Source organism: Paenibacillus riograndensis SBR5 (genome assembly GCF_000981585.1).
Classification (GTDB): domain Bacteria; phylum Bacillota; class Bacilli; order Paenibacillales; family Paenibacillaceae; genus Paenibacillus_AQ; species Paenibacillus_AQ riograndensis.
On sequence record NZ_LN831776.1, the window covers coordinates 4,846,419 to 4,865,738 of the forward strand.

At 49.6% G+C, this 19,320-nt stretch carries 17 protein-coding genes; 4 read left to right on the plus strand and 13 right to left on the minus strand.

The features are described from left to right. Positions 1-39 precede the first annotated feature (39 nt). The 3 genes from PRIO_RS20565 (at position 40) to PRIO_RS20575 (ending at position 2,866) form a co-directional block, all read left to right on the plus strand. A complete protein-coding gene (locus PRIO_RS20565) occupies positions 40-729 on the plus strand; it encodes a response regulator transcription factor (RefSeq protein ID WP_046504448.1) in 690 nt (229 codons plus the stop codon). After that, complete coding sequence (locus PRIO_RS20570; protein ID WP_046504451.1) at positions 722-1,816, plus strand: sensor histidine kinase; 1,095 nt, start codon at positions 722-724, stop codon at positions 1,814-1,816. The genes PRIO_RS20565 and PRIO_RS20570 overlap by 8 nt, the downstream gene beginning before the upstream one ends. A gap of 117 nt (positions 1,817-1,933) precedes the next feature. Then, entirely contained in the window at positions 1,934-2,866 is a 933-nt protein-coding gene (locus tag PRIO_RS20575; protein ID WP_046504454.1) for a VanZ family protein, read from the plus strand. 73 nt (positions 2,867-2,939) lie between these two features. On the opposite strand, the gene PRIO_RS20580 is transcribed toward PRIO_RS20575, so the two are convergent. From PRIO_RS20580 to PRIO_RS20605, 6 genes are all read right to left on the minus strand, one after another. Then, entirely contained in the window at positions 2,940-4,496 is a 1,557-nt protein-coding gene (locus PRIO_RS20580; protein WP_046504457.1) for an ABC-F family ATP-binding cassette domain-containing protein, read from the minus strand. A 103-nt stretch (positions 4,497-4,599) separates the two neighbouring features. Next, complete coding sequence (locus tag PRIO_RS20585; RefSeq protein ID WP_046504460.1) at positions 4,600-5,031, minus strand: SRPBCC family protein; 432 nt, start codon at positions 5,029-5,031, stop codon at positions 4,600-4,602. Between the two features lie 24 nt (positions 5,032-5,055). Continuing rightward, positions 5,056-6,516 carry a protein adenylyltransferase SelO gene (locus tag PRIO_RS20590; RefSeq protein ID WP_046504463.1) on the minus strand — a complete coding sequence of 487 codons (1,461 nt, stop codon included), beginning with the start codon at positions 6,514-6,516 and terminating at the stop codon, positions 5,056-5,058. Positions 6,517-7,310: 794 nt separating this feature from the next. Further along, on the minus strand, positions 7,311-8,186 hold the full coding sequence (locus PRIO_RS20595; RefSeq protein WP_020432504.1) for an amidohydrolase family protein: 876 nt from the start codon (positions 8,184-8,186) through the stop codon (positions 7,311-7,313). Continuing rightward, entirely contained in the window at positions 8,173-11,343 is a 3,171-nt protein-coding gene (locus tag PRIO_RS20600; protein WP_046504466.1) for a GNAT family N-acetyltransferase, read from the minus strand. The genes PRIO_RS20595 and PRIO_RS20600 overlap by 14 nt, the downstream gene beginning before the upstream one ends. 133 nt (positions 11,344-11,476) lie before the next feature. Further along, on the minus strand, positions 11,477-11,824 hold the full coding sequence (locus PRIO_RS20605) for a winged helix-turn-helix transcriptional regulator (RefSeq protein ID WP_046504471.1): 348 nt from the start codon (positions 11,822-11,824) through the stop codon (positions 11,477-11,479). A 105-nt stretch (positions 11,825-11,929) separates the two neighbouring features. Here PRIO_RS20605 and PRIO_RS20610 point away from each other — a divergent pair, with 105 nt between their 5' ends. Next, positions 11,930-12,844, plus strand: coding sequence for an arginase family protein (locus tag PRIO_RS20610; RefSeq protein WP_020432500.1), 915 nt, complete (start codon positions 11,930-11,932; stop codon positions 12,842-12,844). A gap of 74 nt (positions 12,845-12,918) precedes the next feature. On the opposite strand, the gene PRIO_RS20615 is transcribed toward PRIO_RS20610, so the two are convergent. The 7 genes from PRIO_RS20615 to PRIO_RS20645 are packed head-to-tail and all read right to left on the minus strand — an operon-like array spanning position 12,919 to position 19,311. Continuing rightward, positions 12,919-13,692: a VOC family protein gene (locus PRIO_RS20615; protein WP_020432499.1), complete on the minus strand. Its 774-nt coding sequence runs from the start codon at positions 13,690-13,692 to the stop codon at positions 12,919-12,921. A 3-nt stretch (positions 13,693-13,695) separates the two neighbouring features. Beyond that, entirely contained in the window at positions 13,696-14,499 is an 804-nt protein-coding gene (gene proC / locus PRIO_RS20620) for a pyrroline-5-carboxylate reductase (protein ID WP_046507217.1), read from the minus strand. A gap of 20 nt (positions 14,500-14,519) precedes the next feature. After that, on the minus strand, positions 14,520-15,368 hold the full coding sequence (locus PRIO_RS20625; RefSeq protein WP_020432496.1) for a MetQ/NlpA family ABC transporter substrate-binding protein: 849 nt from the start codon (positions 15,366-15,368) through the stop codon (positions 14,520-14,522). After that, positions 15,365-16,399 (minus strand): uroporphyrinogen decarboxylase family protein, encoded by a 1,035-nt coding sequence (locus tag PRIO_RS20630; RefSeq protein ID WP_020432495.1) that lies wholly within the window; start codon positions 16,397-16,399, stop codon positions 15,365-15,367. Before PRIO_RS20630 ends, PRIO_RS20625 begins: the two co-directional genes overlap by 4 nt. A gap of 30 nt (positions 16,400-16,429) precedes the next feature. Next, positions 16,430-17,089, minus strand: a complete 660-nt coding sequence (locus tag PRIO_RS20635) for a methionine ABC transporter permease (protein WP_020432494.1) — start codon at positions 17,087-17,089, stop codon at positions 16,430-16,432. Continuing rightward, positions 17,064-18,107 (minus strand): methionine ABC transporter ATP-binding protein, encoded by a 1,044-nt coding sequence (locus PRIO_RS20640; protein ID WP_020432493.1) that lies wholly within the window; start codon positions 18,105-18,107, stop codon positions 17,064-17,066. Before PRIO_RS20640 ends, PRIO_RS20635 begins: the two co-directional genes overlap by 26 nt. A 34-nt stretch (positions 18,108-18,141) precedes the next feature. Beyond that, entirely contained in the window at positions 18,142-19,311 is a 1,170-nt protein-coding gene (locus PRIO_RS20645) for an amidohydrolase (protein ID WP_269451260.1), read from the minus strand. Between the last annotated feature and the right edge of the window lie 9 nt (positions 19,312-19,320).

A 19,320-nucleotide genomic window follows, 5' to 3' on the forward strand; every position in this document is an offset into this window, starting at 1 on the left:
TGGAAAATACCTAAATAAGGAACTAAAGAGTGAGAACCTATGAACAGAATTTTAATCATTGATGATGAACAGGAAATTACCGATTTAATAGAGCTGTTTCTGCAAAATGAAAATTTTCAAGTGTCCAAATGCTATTGTTCACAGGATGCACTTGTGCTCATTAATAACGAAAGATTTGATTTGGCTATTATAGATGTCATGCTGCCAGATGGAAACGGATTTGAATTATGCAAGCTCATACGGGAGAAATACACTTTTCCAATAATTATGCTTACTTCCAAAACAGAAGGGATCGACCGTGTTACCGGACTATCCTTGGGAGCCGATGATTATGTGACTAAGCCTTTTTTGCCGGTTGAATTAGTCGCGCGTGTAAAGGCCCAATTAAGACGAGTCCAGCTATATGACGGAAAAGAAAGCAGCACATCAGAAACCCTTATGGTCACAGGCCTCTTTCTCAACAAAAGATCTCATGAATGTAATTTAAATGGTAAAAAAATCAGGCTGACTCCCCTGGAATTCTCTATATTATGGCTTTTGTGCAAAAACAGAGGAATCGTTTTCAGTGCGGATGAACTCTTTCAGCAAGTATGGGGAGAGAAATATTTCAAAAATAACAGAAACACAGTTATGGTTCAAATCAGACATATCCGGGAGAAGCTAAACGATACTGGAGAAAACCCAAAATTCATAAAAACGATATGGGGAGTAGGATACATCATTGAATAAGACGTTTTCAAAGAAATACAAACAAACATTATGGCTACGGCATTTGGTAGGGGCAATAGCCGTATTCGTCGTTTTTGCTATCGGCTATTTTATAGTGAAGATTGCGTATGCAGACAACTTTTACATCATGCTTGAAAAAATGCTGGGCCACAATTTAGCTTATTTCATTCATGACTATGAACCGGCCGTGATCTTATTTGTTATTGCAGCTTCACAATTTCTGGTATGGATTGGGATTGAATGGAATGCTTCACGAAAGATTATGAAGATCATGGACAGTCTGGACCATATATTAGACAATTCAGCCGACGATATTATATTGCCTGCGGAGTTTTCTGATTTGCAAAACCGGCTTAATCTTATAAAAACCCAAAATAGAGAGCAACAGCATTTATCGGAAATCGAGGTTCAAAAAAAATCTGACGCGCTCACCTATCTTGCACATGATATAAGAACCCCGCTTGCTTCCGTTGTCGGATATTTGAGCCTTTTATGTGAATCGCCGGATATGCCGCCGGAACAACGGAACAAGTTCGAAAGGATCGCCTTTGAAAAAGCATTGAAATTTGAAAACCTGATTGATGAATTTTTTGATATCACACGTTACAGTCTGTCGGACAAGGCATTAGTTAAAAAAGAAGTGGATTTATCCTTTTTAATTGAGCAAATATCTGATGAATTCTACCCTTTACTGCAGCAAAAAGAGCTTCAGCTCAATTTGGATATCCCCGATAATATATTTGCTTTTGTGGATGCCGAAAAAATTGCAAGAGTCTTTAACAATGTCCTAAAAAACGCGATCACCTATAGCTTCCCCCAAGGTATTATTGATGTTTTTGTGCAGAAGTCAAATGATCATCTAACTGCAATCATTAAAAATCGTGGAGAAACCATACCGGAGGATAAGCTGGAGCGTATATTTGATAAATTTTATCATGCCGATGAATCCAGGAGCTCTGGTAATAGCGGTGCAGGGCTTGGATTAGCCATTGCAAAGGAAATTATGAGAATGCACGGTGGAGCTATCTCCGCAGAAAGCCGTGAAGAAACTACTGCATTTACCATAACCTTGCCTATCCGTAAGTAGGATAAGAAAAAAATAAGATTTTCGAAAGAAATTAAAAATCAACGGTTTGCTTTTATTTAGTACAATCACTAAAAAAAGCGAGCCGTTTTTATATGGCACCCTACAAATGGAGGAATTATGAACAATAAAGAAAGTGCAAAAGAAAAAGTTTTGTGGTATTGCGTATTTGGACTTTTCACGCTTTATTTCCTGTTTCTGCTTCGCATAACACTTTTTAAGCAAGCGAGCTTCTATAATTTATTTGCGGCCATTGGCGCAAGCGAGCGGACGGTAAGCATTGTTCCGTTCAAATCAATTTTTGAAATGATTAGCAGCAGTGTTTCAATAACGCGAATATTGGAAAATGTTGTGGGGAATATTGCTATTTTCATTCCTATGGGATTATTACTGCCAATTATTATAAAAAGAAGAAGCAGAAATGTTATTTTAGGCGGGATTCTTTTTAGCGCGTTCATCGAAATCATTCAGTTTATCTTTGGCTTGGGAAGCACTGATATTGATGATTTAATATTTAATACATTGGGGACTATAACCGGATATCTGCTATTTACCGCTATGAAGAGAAAGTCAAAATCAAATTTATCATTTCTTACTTCGCTGACAACCCTGTTGATTGTTTCTGGAAGCATCGCCTTTGGTATTTTATTTGTTAACCATACAGCTTTGTTTGTAACCTCTCCGAAGGAAACTACTGTGGAAAACGGAGAACTTGTTCAGGGATTTATTGAAACTCCATTTTATTTTAGCGGAAAGTTTGTTGAAGCAGAGAATTCCATACTGACAGTGGAAAAAAGTATTCAAAGCGCATCAGAACAAAGGGAGCTTATGAAATTTGAAGTAACAGCCGAAAGCCGCCTCTATGTTTGCTATGATAAAATAGACTACTTTTTCAGCACAGTTTCCGGCGAACATCAACGTTATGAGCAAATCACATATACTGATTTTGCTTCACAGAAAAGTGAAGTTTTCCGCAAAGAAAATAATGTTATCATCTGGAGTTCAGATGGAAAAAAAGTTGATAATCTCGTTGTTATCGAATGGATTCAATAATCAGCTTCCCGAGGCTCCCAGTCTACCTAGGGAAAAAAGGCTGCCTCCCTGAGACAGCCCTGATCTTCACGGTTTAGAACACTTTCGTTGTCCAAGACTCGCAGTTCCAAGTATCGGTTACAATATCGCGGTAAAATTCAGGTTCGTGGGAGATCAGCAAAATGCTGCCTTTATACGCTTGGAGCGCACGCTGCAGCTCGTCCTTCGCATCCACATCGAGATGGTTGGTCGGTTCGTCCAGCACAAGCAGATTCGTTTCGCGGTTGATGAGTTTGCACAGACGGACTTTGGCCTTCTCGCCGCCGCTCAGAACCGCAATCTTGCTCTCAATATGCTGGGTCGTCAGACCGCATTTGGCAAGCGCCGCCCGAATTTCAAATTGCGTAAAGGACGGGAACTCTGCCCAAATCTCCTCAATACAGGTATTGTAGTTCGTTCCCTTGATTTCCTGCTCGAAATAACCGGTTTCCAGCAGGTCGCCAAGTCTGGCCGAACCTGAAATCGCCGGAATTTGGCCGAGAATGCTGCGCAGCAGCGTGGTCTTACCGATCCCGTTGGCACCGACAAGCGCGATTTTTTGTCCCCGTTCCATTTGCAGGTTCAGCGGTCTGGACAGCGGAGAATCGTAGCCGATCACAAGATCTTTGGTTTCAAAAATCAGCTTGCCGGAAGTGCGTCCGGCCTTGAAGTTGAATTGCGGCTTCGGCTTCTCCCGGGCGAGCTCGATAACCTCCATCTTGTCCAGCTTCTTCTGCCGGGACATCGCCATATTCCGCGTAGCCACGCTGGCTTTGTTCCGCGCAACAAAGTCCTTCAGATCGGCAATTTCCTGCTGCTGACGTTTAAAAGCGGATTCAAGCTGCGACTTTTTCGCCTCGTACACCTGCTGGAAATACTCGTAATCCCCCACATACCGTGTCAGTGATTGATTCTCCATATGGTAGATCAGGTTGATCACGCTGTTTAGGAAAGGAATGTCATGGGAAATCAAAATGAAGGCATTTTCGTATTCCTGCAAATAGCGCTTCAGCCAGACGATATGCTGTTCGTCGAGATAGTTTGTAGGTTCGTCCAGCAGCAGAATGTCCGGTTTCTCAAGCAGCAGTTTAGCCAGCAGTACCTTCGTCCGCTGACCGCCGCTGAGATCATGCACATCCTTATCCAAACCGATGTCCGTAAGACCCAGCCCGCGGGCAGTTTCGTCGATTTTAGCGTCAATCATATAGAAATCCTGGTTTGTCAGCGTGTCCTGAATCGTACCGACATCCTCCAGCATTTGCTCCAGTTCTTCCGGGGACACATCACCCATCCTGCCGTACATGTCGTTCATCTCTTGTTCCATATCGAAGAGATATTGGAACGCCCCGCGCAGAACATCGCGGATCGATTGTCCCTTCGTCAGCACCGCATGCTGGTCCAGGTAGCCCGCCCGCATACGCTTCGCCCATTCGACTTTGCCTTCGTCCGGCTGAAGCTTGCCTGTGATTATGTTCATGAAGGTGGATTTCCCTTCACCGTTTGCGCCGATCAAGCCGATATGTTCGCCTTTTAGCAGGCGGAAGGATACATCGCTGAAAATCGCGCGGTCGCCAAACCCGTGACTCAGCCGTTCTACATTTAATATACTCATGAGTTAAACACCTTTTCCTTTATACAGTATACTTGTCATATTATAAAGGCTAAAGCGCCACAACTCCAGACAGGTTTTAAAAATAAAAAACAAAGCACCACACTTATACTAATCCTGCCCTCAGCTTAGTAACGCCAAATTCCAGGTAACCCTTTAGACACGTTAACATGTAGACCCAGCCTTCTTTGTTGCCTAATAAATGATGTATCAGATTGTCATCGTTTTCATGAAATCCTTCTTCCATGACTTCTACGATTGTAGATGAAGCTTCTATTTCTGTCAGTGTAATCGTAACGGTATGCTTTTCTTCACCATAAGCCCACTGGAAAACAATGCTCTTGCTTTCCTCCATGTCCATAATTTCAATATCCCCTTGCGCATTGTACTCATCATACTTTAAGGTAATGGTCTTTCCTTGCTCCCATCTCTCAGAACTGGAAGAGAACCAGAAATTTCTGATTTTTGCAGGATCAATAAAGGCTTCAAACACTTCGCCTGCAGATTTATAGATTTTCATTTTTGTAATATTTTTCATATACAGATCTCCCTCAGATCAAAATCAGGTACCGCAGAAGGTCCGGTAAGGACTGGAGCAGCTTTCCGGCAGTGTCGAGTACTCCTCCTGTTCGGGAGAGTAGGCGTAAGGGTTCGAGAGCACCCCAAGAAACCGCTCCATTACACTGAAGTCTTCACGTTCTACCGCTGCTTCCAGAGCCTCCTCTACCCGGTGGTTACGGGGGATCAGGGCGGGATTGCTGCTGCGCATAAGCTGCCTGGAGGCGTCTTGCGCTTCTTTTTGTCTGCCCAGTCTAGCCTCCCACTGCTGATGCCACCCGGCAAATTCCTTACTGTCAAATAGCTCGCTGTCTGCCAGCTTGCCTAACGTTAAGGCACGGAAGGTATTGGTATAGTCCGCACGATGCTTGTGCATCATGCCAAGAAGTTCCTCAATCAACGCTTCATCCTGCTGTTCCTCGTTAAAGAGTCCCAGCTTTGCCCTCATTCCCGCGAGCCAGTTCCGGTAGTACCGCTCTGTAAAATCGGAAATCGCCTCCTCGGCCAACCGGACCGCCTGCGACTCGTCGTCATGCAGCAGCGGCAGCAGAGTTTCGGCAAACCTTGCGAGATTCCAGGCAGCAATTTGGGGCTGGTTGCCATAGGCATACCGGCCGTGTTGGTCAATGGAGCTAAATACCGTCTCAGGATCATAGGTGTCCAAAAAGGCACACGGGCCATAATCAATGGTTTCTCCACTAAGAGCCATGTTGTCCGTGTTCATCACCCCGTGAACAAAACCAACGAGCTGCCATTTGGCAATCAGGTCGGCCTGGCGTTTAACCACTTCGTGAAGCAGGGAAAGATAACGGTTAGTTGCACCTTCAACTTCCGGATAATGTCTTTGCAAAGTGTAATCTGCCAGGGTCCGGAGATCCTCGGTAATGCCTCTTGCGGCGGCGTATTGAAAGGTCCCGACCCGCAGGTGGCTGGCGGCCACACGGGTGAGAACAGCACCCGGCTGCTCAGTTTCCCGGATGACCGGCTCTCCGGTGGCGACTACCGCCAGACTGCGGGTCGTTGGAATGCCAAGCCCATGCATGGCTTCACTGATAATATATTCGCGGAGCATCGGTCCAAGTGCCGCCCGGCCATCGCCCCTCCGGGAGTATGGCGTTCTGCCTGACCCCTTAAGCTGAATGTCAACCCTCGTCCCCTGTGGGGTGATCTGTTCGCCAATTAGCACGGCTCTACCGTCACCCAGCATCGTAAAATGCCCGAATTGATGTCCTGCGTAAGCTTGAGCAAGAGACTCCGCACCCTGAGGAACTTCATTGCCTGCAAAAACCGCAGTGCCCTTATCGCTGCGCAGCGCCGGGCCGTTCAACCCCAGGGCTGCCGCCAGCGGGTCATTAAAAATGATCAGCTCCGGTAAACGGACTGGCGTTGGCTTGATTCGTGTAAACAATGATTCCGGCAGTCTGGCATAGCTGTTGTCGAAGTTCCATCCTGTATCTACCGTCATAATGTCTCCTTTTCTCTGCCGTACTTTAAGTTCTTTTTAGTGTATACCTGTGCTCATTTATTATGCTCTTTCCACTTCTTTCTGCCGATATACAGTAAATGTGATGCGTCTCCTAGGATGTAGGGGTCAGTGGCAATTATTTCAATGTTAACATTAAATCTAACAGATAAACAACCGCTCTGCTTTTAGATTGAAACGTTCTTTTCAAAGAAAAAAATCACCCTGGCCTATTTTCTGATGCCAAGTGGAAAAAGGGTAACTAATTTGCTCGAACACCCTGTTCTCCGCAGGTGAAGTGGAAAAAGGATCACTAATTCAGCTCATTTCACTCCTGACGAGGGAATATAGCCCCATTAAGTTTCCTTTTTCCACTTAAATCTCACAATTGTTGATTTTGGGGTGAAATAAGTTCCCTTTTTCCAACTATAGAAGTTGAACTAAAGCTGCGGATTTCAACCGCGAACAGCGGTACAATTGAAGAAATCTGCAGACAACAGCGGCCGGAAGTCCAAACATTCCCCGCAGTTACGACCAGGCCCCAATATGAAAATCTATAGTTCAACTTATATAGCACTTACGAAGAAGCCGGTGAGAAAACACTAGTTGGAATTAGGATTAGATTCGCTGCTCCAACAACGGTATTTCTGCCGTTGTTCGTTACAAATTCGTCCAAAGGTGTTTGTCCCCAACTTAAGCGGAAGTAATCATAGTTTCCTATACATTTAAAAAAGCTTCTACTGTTCATCAGCAGAAGCTTTTCTAACTATTACTTTTATTCTCTGTCATTCATCCTCTCACAGCTCCGCGATCCGCTGGCGGATACGCGGAAATAGCTCAAAGGCATTCCGGTAGAATACCTTTTCGTGATGCTGCCCGGGGACGAGCCTGCGGATAAATTCTGCGTACAGACCGATTGGCGCCAGCGGCCAGTCGGTTCCAAACAGCATTTTCTCATAATGATCACAATAGACCAGCGCCCGGCGGAAATGGTCCATGAACAGCGGTTCATTCATGAACCGTTCAAAATGAGGCCGGTCACCGACGACGAGGCCGGACAAATCGGCGTACACGTTCGGGTTCTTGGCCACCACTTCAGCAGCATCCATCACCCAGGGATCTCCCAGATGACAGATCATAAAGTTAACGCCACGCTGCTGATAGGCCAATTCATCTACAGTGAGCGGATGCGAATACTTCAGCAACCCGTTCATCGAGTAGGTATCACCGGTATGAATCACCACGGGCAAGCTGTACTTAGCCGCCAGCTCATAGACCGGAGCATAGATCTTGTCATGGACATAATAATGGTAATATCCGGCATACAGCTTGATTCCCGCTACCTCCGGCGCCTGCATCCGCGCTTCGATCCGGTCAAGCTCCGCCTGGGCCTGCGCCCCGGCCAGCCGGTTTGGATTGATGCCGACACATTCCATCAGGAATGGGGGAACCTCTTCCTCCAGATCAAGACCCATAGGATTGGGTGAACCGGAATCGGGAAAAGCCCCCTTCGTCTGCTCCGTGACCCCCATTCCGATGCCGAGAATGACATCGTTCTGGTCAAACTCGGCCTTGAGGCCGGCCGCAGTGTAATCAACTTTGGATTGATCACTTGCTGTCCGATGGAAGCTGTCGATGTCTGACAGATGGATATGAATATCAATGATCGGCATGTAAGGCCTCCTTCTCATCTGCTGTATCTGCAAAGCTTAGATTAAGCAAACCCCGCACATCATCCGGGTTCAATGCAATGGGGCCCAAGACCAGAAAGGTCGGCTGTGTCCAAAGCGTTTCCCCGTTCAGAAGAGAAAGCTGATAATCTACACCCTGACAGATCCCCTTGTTGTTCACATAAACTGCTGAGCTTTGATTAGGATAACTGCTCACCACCTGCAGCATATCCTGACGGGAAGCCGCGCCGATCCGCAAAAGCCCCTTGGATTGAAGCTGTGCCTCCAGTTTGCCGAGCAAAAACCGCCCTTGCCCCGGGACTTCTACCCAACCTTCTGAGAAGACCTCAGGCGATGGTTTGAAGAAGTTATCATCGGCGAACGAATAATGCGGCAGCGCTTCGCCGCTTCCGTTGGTCACGGAATGCTGCACACAGAGCACAGGAACACCCGGCAGCATAAGATAATGCTGATGGATGACTATTCCCCGGTTCACTTCATGCTTCGTGATGCTGGTAGTAACACGCAGGCCCTTCCAGACATTGCCGTACCCGTCCTTCCGCTCTCCCCAATCCGTGTTTCGCGGCTCCTGCTCCCGGCTGAATCCGCCTAAACGGGGGATATCCACACCAAGCCCGCCATGCCAAGGGTTCCACCAGGAATGCGGGACCGGTTCCGGGTACGAAGTATCCAGCCATTCTGTGCCGTTGTGCTTCAAGGAATGCACCACACTGCCAAAGCCGGGCGCAGCCGCTATGGAAAGAACCCCGTTGTTCACCGTATACACAGGACCTGCTGCACTCTCTTCTATTTCACAAGTGACATTGCCGTCAGTCTGAGGGAACCACAGAGCTGAACGCTCCTGAATCCAATCCTCACCGTGGTAGACGGCCCGGAGCTTCCGGCCCGGTTCGCCTTGCCCGTGGCCATTCTTGTTCTCAGCAGAAATCTCCACATGGGCTGAATGGAGGTGCTGTTCCGGGTCCAGTTCAACCACAGCCATTTCCCGTTCAGGCTCCCCACCTTTCTGCATATGCAGTTCGAGTCTCCCGGCAAGCGGTGCCATCTTTCGTTCGATCAGTTCGGCGCTCAGCAGCCCTGCTGCAAACGGATTGCCGCCGCCGACTACCAGTTCCAGGTGATTGTCCAGCAGCGGAACAACCGGGGTGGACAATTTCCGGGCAAAGGAGCGGAAATCAGACCACTTGAGGAAGGTGTTCAGGGCAAATATAACCGGGTTCGTTTTCACTACGGCTCCGGCAGCAATCCGGCCAAGCTCATGCTCCAAGCCGAGCGGATAATCTGAGCGGAGCAGCTTCAGGGAAGGGTCCCAACAGATCCCGCAAGTGACGTTCTCTTCCTTGGAGAACAGCCAGTTTTCTGTAATTTTAGCGCTATCCCAATTCGCAGGATCGCTGGAGTAGGAGTTGCCCATATCAACATAACGGCCCTGGTACGGCAGGATGAACCGGCTCCCGAAGAAAATAAAATTCGTCAGCAATTGCATGTTCTCTTCCAGCGCTCTGCTGCTGGTATTGCAAATTTCATAATGGAATCCGGCAATACCGTTTGCGGACAGCTTCGCCACCGACTTGATCTGCAGGCCGGAGAAATCCTCAGACTCGTATAGGGCTTCGAGAACCTGACTCTCCCCTTTTGCATAGATTTTCACTTCTGCAGCCTGCTTTTTGGAGAATTCCTGTGAGAACGGCTTGCCCAGCTTCGGATAGCTCCACCGGAAATTGTGGCGGGAACCGGGATACTCGATCCACATATTGTTATCCAGCTTGTTCATATGCAGCGAGAATGCTCCGTTTACGGCGACCCACTGATCCCCGTTCTGCCCTCCGTACCGGCCCTGCGTGCCTTTGAGCAAAGCGGAGAGCTTGCTTGTGAAGGTGACTTCTTTGTGTCCGGCGGGGACCGCCGTTACCTCTACCTCATGCGATAAAAGTCCATAGGACCGCAGTCTGAATGGTGCGGGTATAGCTGCTTTGCCTTTCGCCGGTACCGTGAAGCGCACCGTACGGTCCGCCCATTCCACGATATCCGTCTCCGGCCAGTCGAAGGAGAACTCTGCTTCCGTAGCAAAATGATTCTCTACATTCAGGTACAGCATGGCCGGAATACCCGGATACAGCTCGCCCGCCTGCAGTGCAACCTTCATCTTGACCGGGAATTTCGGTGATATGCCAATCCGGAATTCGGCCCGTTTGCCATTGATGGCCCATGTGCTCATAACCACAGGATGGGTCTTCTTGTCATTCTGCTCTTCCAGGACCGGGTCCAGCTCAAATTCTCCTTCTATTGTTACGGTTTCACCCGGAGCAATCGTTTGGGAGACATCCAGGGCATAACGGATACATTTATTATTCTGGCCCTCGATCTCAATCGTCATGGCAGCGGCCGAGCGGTTTTCGATGCGATACTGAACCTTATAGGCGGAACCGAATACGAGATCATGATCATCGATATGTGTAGAGATTGCATAATCCGGCGTATCCAGCGCGGTCAGCCCGCGTCCGGTCTTTTCAAATTCTGCCCGTAAGGCAAGCGCTCCCTTGCGCCAAGTGTAATCCAGGAAATCAAAACCGCGCGCTGTGCGGCCATCCGGCTCAATCCTCAGCTCACGCGTACTGTCGGCGTACCAATCCAGCTCCTCGAAGTAAGGAGCCAAGGCTTCAGTCTGTAAAATAGTCGGAATGAAGTTCATGAGGTGGACGTAATCGTCATTTTTTTCCCAGAAGAACCCGCATTTCTTGTACATCGGTACAGCCTTGGTATTGCCTGCCCAGGTAAATAAATCAAGCCGCGGCCAGCCCGCTTCTACCGTCTTGCGGACAGCTTTCAGAATCAGATTGCGGCCAACCTTACAGCCGTGATAATCAGGGCGGACATTCAACAACGGTACATACATCGCGCCTTCATCCTGATGGTAGTGCGAGAAGCTGCAAAAGCCGACAACCTCCCCGCCGTCAACAGCAAGAAAGGCATGAAGATGAGACGATACCTCCATCATCCGGAGGACGCTGTCCTTTGTTTTCTGGATGGTCCCGCCGCCCCAGCTGTCACTGCTGCGGTTCCACATTTCTGCAAGCGCTCCCGCGTAAGAAGGGTCATATTCGATAATCCGGACTTGCTCCGCAACGGTATTTGCCATGCATTCATCTCCTTATTTTCAATTACACAATGTCAAAAATAACAGATGGTTCTGTGGTGCTAGATCATATTATACTATGGGATGGAAGAATATTACTAACTTTGCTCCAAGCTCATAGTAACTCTACTTTTTCTCACTCTCTCCTATTCTGGTTTTTTGTTCCCCACTCACACAACCCTTCCAAGACGGGTAATAGCGTTTCCGCTTTATCTGTGAGGCTGTATTCAACTTTAGGCGGCACTTGAGGATACTCCTTCCGGATCACCATACCATCCGCTTCCAATTCTTTAAGCTGTGAACTCAAAGTTTTATAAGTAATAGCACCTATCTGTCTTTTCAGATCATTAAAGCGGACCGGTTGATTTTCTGCCAGGAGGTATATAATAACCATCTTCCATTTGCCGCCGATAACTGACAATGTATAACCAAAGGGTGTATCTTGAACATTCTTAACTTTGCCTTTATATTCGGCCATACTCATATTCACACTATCCTTTCGGGTAGTACCTATCATATTAGTGCGTACTACTTTTTTATTTGTGCCCAGTTTATACTAACCATACTTTGATGTAAAGGAGAGCAAGAAATGACCAAAAAAACAATCCGTTTGTTAATGCCGCAGTGGCAAGGAGGGAACAATCCAAACTACTCTTTTGGTGCCGAACTGCTTGCCTGGCTGGCTCCGGACAATGATCAGCCCCTAATTCACGTACCCGTCCAAGCCTATGATGGAACCCCGCTGCACAACGAGAACGGCATGTATGGAAGAACACAGCTGCTTGAGCAATTAGAGGCTGCCCGGCACCTCATCGATGCCCATAAGCCGGACCGTATTGTAATGTTTGGCGGGGACTGCTTAGTCGAACAAGCTCCATTTGCCTATTTAAACGAACGGTATGGCGGGGAATTGGGTTTAATCTGGATCGATGCTCACAGTGACTTAGTCAGATATGCCGGTTATGACAACGGACATACTTTACCTCTCGGGAATCTTTTGGGAGAAGGAGATGAGGAATTTGCAAGACATGTGAAAACTCCGCTAAAACCTGAACATGTTTTTATCGCGGGATTAGCTACTCCTACAGAGAAAGAAATAGAAGTGATTTCAGAGGCGTTTCAGAGACTGGGCATAGCTCCTGAAGAACAAGATACAGAGATGATTCAGCGGCTGGGCATAAAAACTGCCGGAACTCAAGAGCTAACGAACAGTACTGAATCTATAAAAGAGTGGATTAAGGAAAGCGGTATTAAGCACCTGGCTATCCACCTCGATCTGGATGTGCTTGATCCAAAATCATTCCGTTCTTTATTATTTGCCAATCCTGAAGCCCCTTATAATTATTCTCCTGCGGGAACAATGCAAATGCCTCTGCTATTGAATCTGATAAAAGAACTTTCGGAAGCAACAGATGTAGTTGGATTAGGGATAACGGAGCATATGCCATGGGATTCGATTAACTTGAAAAATCTGCTTAGAGAAATACCTATTCTGAATATGTAAGGCCATGAAAATACAACAAAAACGCGCTCCCTGCCGAGGCATTGGAGCGCGCTTTTGTTGTACATCCCGATCTGTTAATCCGAAGTCTGGAACACATACTCCCCTTCGCCAATCCGGATAGTTTGTCCCCCCAGAAGTTCAGAGTCCGTGTCCAGGATCACCTGCATGAACCGGTTCTCCTCCCCTTTGACGAAATCGTAGAACTTGTCTCCGATCTGCAAGACAGCGGATGTATCCGTTGACTTCACAACCTCCAGGCCAAACAAATCCGCCCAGTGTCCCGCAGCAGCGGCGGGGTCCGACACGCGGAAGACCGCCCGCCTGATCTCGGCCCGGCCTGCAGGATGAGGCTGGACAATGCCGGAAGCCGTCAGCCTGGCCAGCCGCTCCTCATCCGTTCCTTTCCACTGAATAATAAACGGATAGACCAGCCCGCCGAAATCTCCGGCAATGGTCATCATGCGCCATTCGATCAAGCTGCCCGACATATCCAGGCGTTTGCCGTCCATAATGGGCGACAAGCTTAAGCCCGCTGCGGTTAACGATGCTGCCATTTCCTCAATATCGTCGGTGCGGATCACCACCCGGCTCAGCACTTCATGCTCAGGCAAAGCGGCAACGGCATCCTGGACAACCAGGTTGTACCCGGTGGACCGGGCCAATTCGGGCGATTCAATCCCCAGAAACTCGATGTAAGTCAGACCGAAGTAGCTTAACGTATTGAAGGTGCCCCAGTCCTTATGGGAACCTCCCTTAAAAGCAACCAGACCCTTCTCCCCGAAGACCTCGACGACATTGTCTAAATTGTTGATGTAATGAACCAAGTGATCCCATTGTTTGCTCGCCATCGTCTATTTCGCTCCCAGTTCAGTCGTTCGCTTGACCGCTGCCATTACGCTGCGCTGCAGTCCGGCCGCGAAATCGCTGTTGTTCAGTTCGTACAGACCGTGCATCCCCACCCCGCCCGGTGAGTTATTGATGTCCAGCAGCTGTCTCGGATGCAGCCCCGTCTGCCGCAGCATAAGCACGGCTCCAGCCATATTCTCCAGCGCGACATTCCAGGCCTGCTCACGCGGCAACCCCGCCAGCACACCGGCATCCACAAGAGATTCAATGAAATAATAGATGTAGTTAGGCCCGGCCACACCGTATCCGGTGAAAATATCCAGGAATGTTTCCTCCATATACTGGACTTTGCCAAAGCCAAGCAGGAACTCGTCCACTTGCTCCCGCGATGCGTTGGCGTTCAGGACGACCCCGCTGTAGCCGTACCCCGTATCCGTCAACGTATTTGGAATGACCCTGACGATCGGCCGTCCGGCTCCGAATACTCCGGCCAGCTTCTCCAGCGTCAAGCCGGCCACGATCGAAACGATCACGGCATCGGGTGCAGCGAGCCGGGTTATAGCTTGTCCCAGCCCGTCCAGTGCATCCTGCGGCCGGACGGCAAGCACAATCAGTTCAGCTTCAGCAAGATACGTTTCCTGGCTCCGGCCCGTATCTACTCCATAAGCATTGGTCAACACCTGAAGACGTGCCTCATTGATATCCGTAACACTGATCCGGCCGGCGGCAATGGTCTGATTGGCTGTGACGGCCCGGATAATGGCCTCGGCCATCTGTCCGCCTCCGATAAAATGAATCCGTTGCTCGATCAACGTCTTCCCCCCTCTGATTAGTTGTTCTTCCACGCTTCCGGCAGAATGAATCCGTCGTATTTCTCCAAACCGGTAATATATTCTTCAAACTCCTTGGACTCGTAGGCAGCCTTCAGGTCCTTGGCCCACTGCGTATTCTCATCCTTCCGGTTCACGGATACGATGATGCGGTGCTGCATAGGCGTATTTTCAATTTTGAGCGCATCGGTAATTTTCTTGCCCGCGCTGGCGATGTAATTCCCATTAATCACGCCATAATCCACATCCTGCAGGGACACCATAATTTGCGCCGGGTCGAGAATCTTGATATCGATTTTATATTTGTCCGGCTCCATGTTATTGATGTTGAAGTCCGCTAGATTCGAGCCTTCTTTAATCTTAACCCAGCCCAATTCTTCCAGAATGCGGAGCGCCCGTTCCTGGTTAACAGGGTCATTGGGAACGGCCACCGTTGTGCCGTCCTTTACATCGTCAAGCGTAGTGTGCTTGACAGAATAGATCCCTTGCGGTGCGCCAGGCACATAGGCGATTCCTACCATATCCGCGCCAATTTCGCCGTTGATAGCTTCCATATACGCTGTACTCTGGAAGATGCTCGCATCGATGGTGCCTTCCTTCATAGCCGGGTTGACCTGCATATTTTGCGAGAAGGTCTTAATATCCACCTTGTAGCCCTGCTTCTCCAGAATCGGCAGAATCGCTTGGCGGAACTGCTCTTCATAAGTGCCGACCCCAAATCCTACAACAATCTCCTTCTTCTCACCTTCTGCAGCTCCGGCTTTAGAGTTATCCGCCGCATTGTTGGCACCACAAGCTGTCAGTACCAGAACGAAACCAATCAGGAACAGGGACATTGCTTTTTTCATACACGGATCTCTCCTTCAAATACAGATTTTTTTAACTGTACCAGTGCTTCGTCGGTAACACTCAGCGGAATCGCGCAGTTGGGAGCGAGTATAAACGGCTGGTCCTTCATCTGACGCAGTGCTTCCGAAGCCTGCTGCTGAATTTGCGCGATGTCGTTTGCGGCAAACAGAGCATGATCGACTCCCCCAACCTTCGTCGCTGTCACAGCAGCTTCCAGACCCGGGTTTCCTTCAGCCTTCGTATCCCAGCTGATCCCGTCCACCGGATAGTCGTTGAACCGCTCGGGATGCGCATAAGCCCCACAGGTATGGAGCACATTTTTTCCGTAGCCGGCTGCGTCCAATACAATACTGTCATAAGGTCTCGAAAATTCGTTGAACGACGCTTCATCGAACATCCCCGGATGTGCTGTCCCCGTCACCGCATAGAACAAGCCGTCTGATCCAGCCCGCTTCAGCTCTTGCACATAATCGGCCATAGTCAGGGCGATCGCATGCAGTGCATGATGTGCCGCCGCCCGGTGCTCTTGGAACAGCGATTCCAGGGTCACCGGCTGTTCGATGCCGAACACGGTCGGGTACACATAAGCGGAACGCCCGACAATAAACAGCAGCACTGTCAGCGGGGAGAAGACGGTCTGGATTAAGGGGGTATCCGGCAGCCCCCGGCGGATTTTGGCTACAGCTTCAAGCTGCTCCAATAGCGGGGGTGATTGTGTGGCCTTTTTCGCTTCAAGCTGCCACAACCGGGCTGCTGCCGGAACCACCGTTGTAAGCTGCCGGGGAAATACAGTCTGATAATGGCCGAAATCATATTCATTTCCCCAAGCTTCAGCCAAATAGGTGGCTCTGGGGTTGATCTTCACCCAGTCCCAATCATATTGCCTGGTAAAAGCGATGGTCGTCCCGGCCAGATCGTCCGCGTTCTGCTCCTTGTCAATAAAATGGCGCCAGCCGCTGACGATGGGCCGGTCCGCCCGCTCCCCCGATAAAATGGCCTGAAACCGTTCCTGTCTGCTCCATGTACTCACTTTGTTTGCCTCCTTTTGTTAGGACAGTTCCTAGTACCGGCGGATCTTTCTCGCCAGCGAGTTGCCCAAAGATTGAATTCCCTGTACGAAAATAACAAGTATCACCACTGTCGCAACTACAACCACAGTGTCAAACCGTTGGTACCCGTACACAATCGCCAAGTCTCCGACGCCGCCGCCGCCGACTGTTCCGGCCATCGCCGTTGCGCCAATCAATCCGATGGTTGCAGTGGTCAAGGACAAAATCAGCGAGCCGACAGCCTCCGGCAGTAAGAAGAAGCGGATAACCTGAAACGGTGTGGCACCCATCGATTCCGCCGCTTCCATAATGCCCGGATTCACCTCAAGCAGGGAGTTCTCGACCAGACGTCCGATGTACGGCGCGATATACAGGATGAGCGGCACGATTGCGGCGTTCGTCCCGATGGAGGTGTGGACAATCATCCGGGTGAACGGAATGATCGCGACCAGCAAAATGATAAAGGGCAGAGAACGAATGATGTTAATGACCGGATTGAGCAAGGTATACAGCAGCTTGTTCTCCAGAACACCCCCGGGACGGGTAACGACGAGCAGGATGCCGATGGGGATCCCGATCAACGAGCCTACGAACAAGGACATCCCCACCATATAGACCGTATCGATGATCGCTTGTATAAACTGCTCACTGGTCACTGTTGTTGAGAACATGTTTGTCCACCTCCTCCAAATCGATTTCTCTACGCTTCAGGAAATCCAGCGCCTTGTCCATTTCCTCTGAACTCCCCTTAAGTTGAATGATCATCGTCCCCAGGGTGGTGTCCTGAATCTCTGTCATATTGGCAAACAGAATATTAACCTTGACATCACTGGACCGAATAAGCTCGTACAATACCGGCTCTGAGGCGCGTTCCCCGAAGAATTCCAGCTTGTACATGCGGCTTCCCTCATCTGTAATCAATGTTTTGCGCATGCTGCTTGTCATACTGGTCTGAATAACCGTGCTCACAAAATTTTGTGTCGTCGGATGCTGCGGATGCCCGAATACCTCCAGCACGCTGCCCTGCTCAATGATCCGGCCGCCTTCCATCACCGCCACCTTATTGCAAATCTCCTGTATGACAGACATTTCATGGGTAATAATCATGATCGTAATATGATATTCCGCGTTAATCTTCTTGAGCAATTGTAAAATAGAGCGGGTCGTCTGCGGGTCGAGCGCCGAGGTCGCTTCATCGCATAGCAGCACTGAAGGGTTCGAAGCCAGCGCACGGGCAATTCCCACCCGCTGCTTCTGTCCTCCCGACAATTCGCTCGGATAGCTGCCGGCTTTGTCGCTCAGGCCCACGAACTCGAGCAGTTCCATGACGCGCTGGTGAATCTCGTTTTTATTCTTTTTCAGCAGCACAAGGGGGATTGCCACATTGTCAAAAACCTTTTTGGATTCCAGCAGGTTGAAATGCTGAAAGATCATGCCGATATTTTTTTTGGCGGCACGCAGCTCTTTATCGCTGTACGCTCCCAAATCATGCCCGTCGACGAACACCTGTCCTTTCGTCGGCCTTTCCAAGTAATTGACCAGCCGGATCAGCGTGCTCTTGCCTGCGCCGCTATAGCCTATCACTCCGAAGATATCGCCTTTCTCAACCTTCAGCTGAACTCCCTTAATGGCATCATTCGAGATTCCCTTGCGGAGATACGTCTTGTAAACGTCTCTTAATTCGATCATCACCATTCCGCTCCTTTCATTGAATGTTCTGGGGCTAAGCCCGCTCTTTCAGCTGTACCAGCGCCTGCTCAGCCAGGAGCGCAAAATAACGGGCGGCAGGCAGCAGAGCGGCTTCGTCCACGTCGAAACGCGGATGATGCAGTGCATAAGCAGGACCCGTGCCGATGTTTACAAAAGCGCCCGGGATTTGCTGCAAATACAGCGCAAAATCCTCTCCCCCCATTTGCGGCGGGATATCATGAACCTCATATCCGGCCTGCCCGGCGATCTCTTTGCTGAAGTCGGCCCAGACGCCGTCATTGATCGTCGCCGGCGGCCCCGGAGCCCAGTGCAGCCGCGCCTTCGCTCCGGCAGCTCCGGCGATGCCTTCAATGATCCGGGTGATCTTCTCCGGCATGCTTGCACGAATTTCTTCATTATAAGTGCGGACGGTTCCCTCCAGTTCTACCCGTTCCGGCAGTACGTTCCAGGTATGGCCTCCGTTGATCCGGGTGACACTCAGCACTACCGTTTCCATGGCACCGCATTGACGGCTGACGATGGTTTGGAGCGCGGTAATGATCTGAGCTGCCGTTACGATCGCATCCACCCCATTCTCCGGAGTGGCGGCATGAGCGCCTATGCCTTCCACCGAAATTTCAAACCGGTCGACACCCGCCGTTAAAGGCCCTGTTCTCGTTCCGAAGCTTCCCGTCGGCAGCTCCGGCGAGTTATGCAGCCCGAATATCGCAGCCACATCGCCCAGTCCTCCCGAAGCGAGCACACTCTCGGCGCCATGACCGGTTTCCTCCGCTGGCTGAAACAAAATCTTCACTTTGCCCGGCAGCTCGGCTTCACGGGCTTTGAGCAGCATCGCAGCTCCCAGAATGACCGCTGTATGAAAATCGTGCCCGCAGGCGTGCATTTTCCCCGGAATTTCCGACGCAAACGGCAGCCCGGTCTGTTCCTCAACCGGAAGGGCATCGATATCGCAGCGGATCGCCACCACCGGCCCTTCATTCTGCCCGACCTGGGCAATAAGCCCCGTTGGCAAAGGAAGATCCAAGACGGAAATATGAGCCCCGGCCAGCCATGTCCGCAGCTTGTCCGTTGTCTTAAATTCTTCGTAAGATAATTCCGGCTCGCGATGCAGACTTCTGCGAACGTCAATCAGGTGTTGCTCCAGTGCTTGCATCATTTCATCCTGCAGTTTCACCGGCATCATTTTTCCCCC

Bases quoted from the DNA above. Each gene is read 5' to 3' on its own strand.
- PRIO_RS20600 (WP_046504466.1), bottom strand. From the start codon at position 11,343: ATGGCAAATACCGTTGCGGAGCAAGTCCGGATTATCGAATATGACCCT.
- PRIO_RS20610 (WP_020432500.1), top strand. From the start codon at position 11,930: ATGACCAAAAAAACAATCCGTTTGTTAATGCCGCAGTGGCAAGGAGGG.
- PRIO_RS20635 (WP_020432494.1), bottom strand. From the start codon at position 17,089: ATGTTCTCAACAACAGTGACCAGTGAGCAGTTTATACAAGCGATCATC.
- PRIO_RS20590 (WP_046504463.1), bottom strand. From the start codon at position 6,516: ATGACGGTAGATACAGGATGGAACTTCGACAACAGCTATGCCAGACTG.
- PRIO_RS20605 (WP_046504471.1), bottom strand. From the start codon at position 11,824: ATGAGTATGGCCGAATATAAAGGCAAAGTTAAGAATGTTCAAGATACA.
- PRIO_RS20580 (WP_046504457.1), bottom strand. From the start codon at position 4,496: ATGAGTATATTAAATGTAGAACGGCTGAGTCACGGGTTTGGCGACCGC.
- PRIO_RS20585 (WP_046504460.1), bottom strand. From the start codon at position 5,031: ATGAAAAATATTACAAAAATGAAAATCTATAAATCTGCAGGCGAAGTG.
- PRIO_RS20640 (WP_020432493.1), bottom strand. From the start codon at position 18,107: ATGATCGAATTAAGAGACGTTTACAAGACGTATCTCCGCAAGGGAATC.
- PRIO_RS20595 (WP_020432504.1), bottom strand. From the start codon at position 8,186: ATGCCGATCATTGATATTCATATCCATCTGTCAGACATCGACAGCTTC.
- PRIO_RS20625 (WP_020432496.1), bottom strand. From the start codon at position 15,368: ATGAAAAAAGCAATGTCCCTGTTCCTGATTGGTTTCGTTCTGGTACTG.
- PRIO_RS20565 (WP_046504448.1), top strand. From the start codon at position 40: ATGAACAGAATTTTAATCATTGATGATGAACAGGAAATTACCGATTTA.
- PRIO_RS20575 (WP_046504454.1), top strand. From the start codon at position 1,934: ATGAACAATAAAGAAAGTGCAAAAGAAAAAGTTTTGTGGTATTGCGTA.
- PRIO_RS20615 (WP_020432499.1), bottom strand. From the start codon at position 13,692: ATGGCGAGCAAACAATGGGATCACTTGGTTCATTACATCAACAATTTA.
- PRIO_RS20645 (WP_269451260.1), bottom strand. From the start codon at position 19,311: ATGATGCCGGTGAAACTGCAGGATGAAATGATGCAAGCACTGGAGCAA.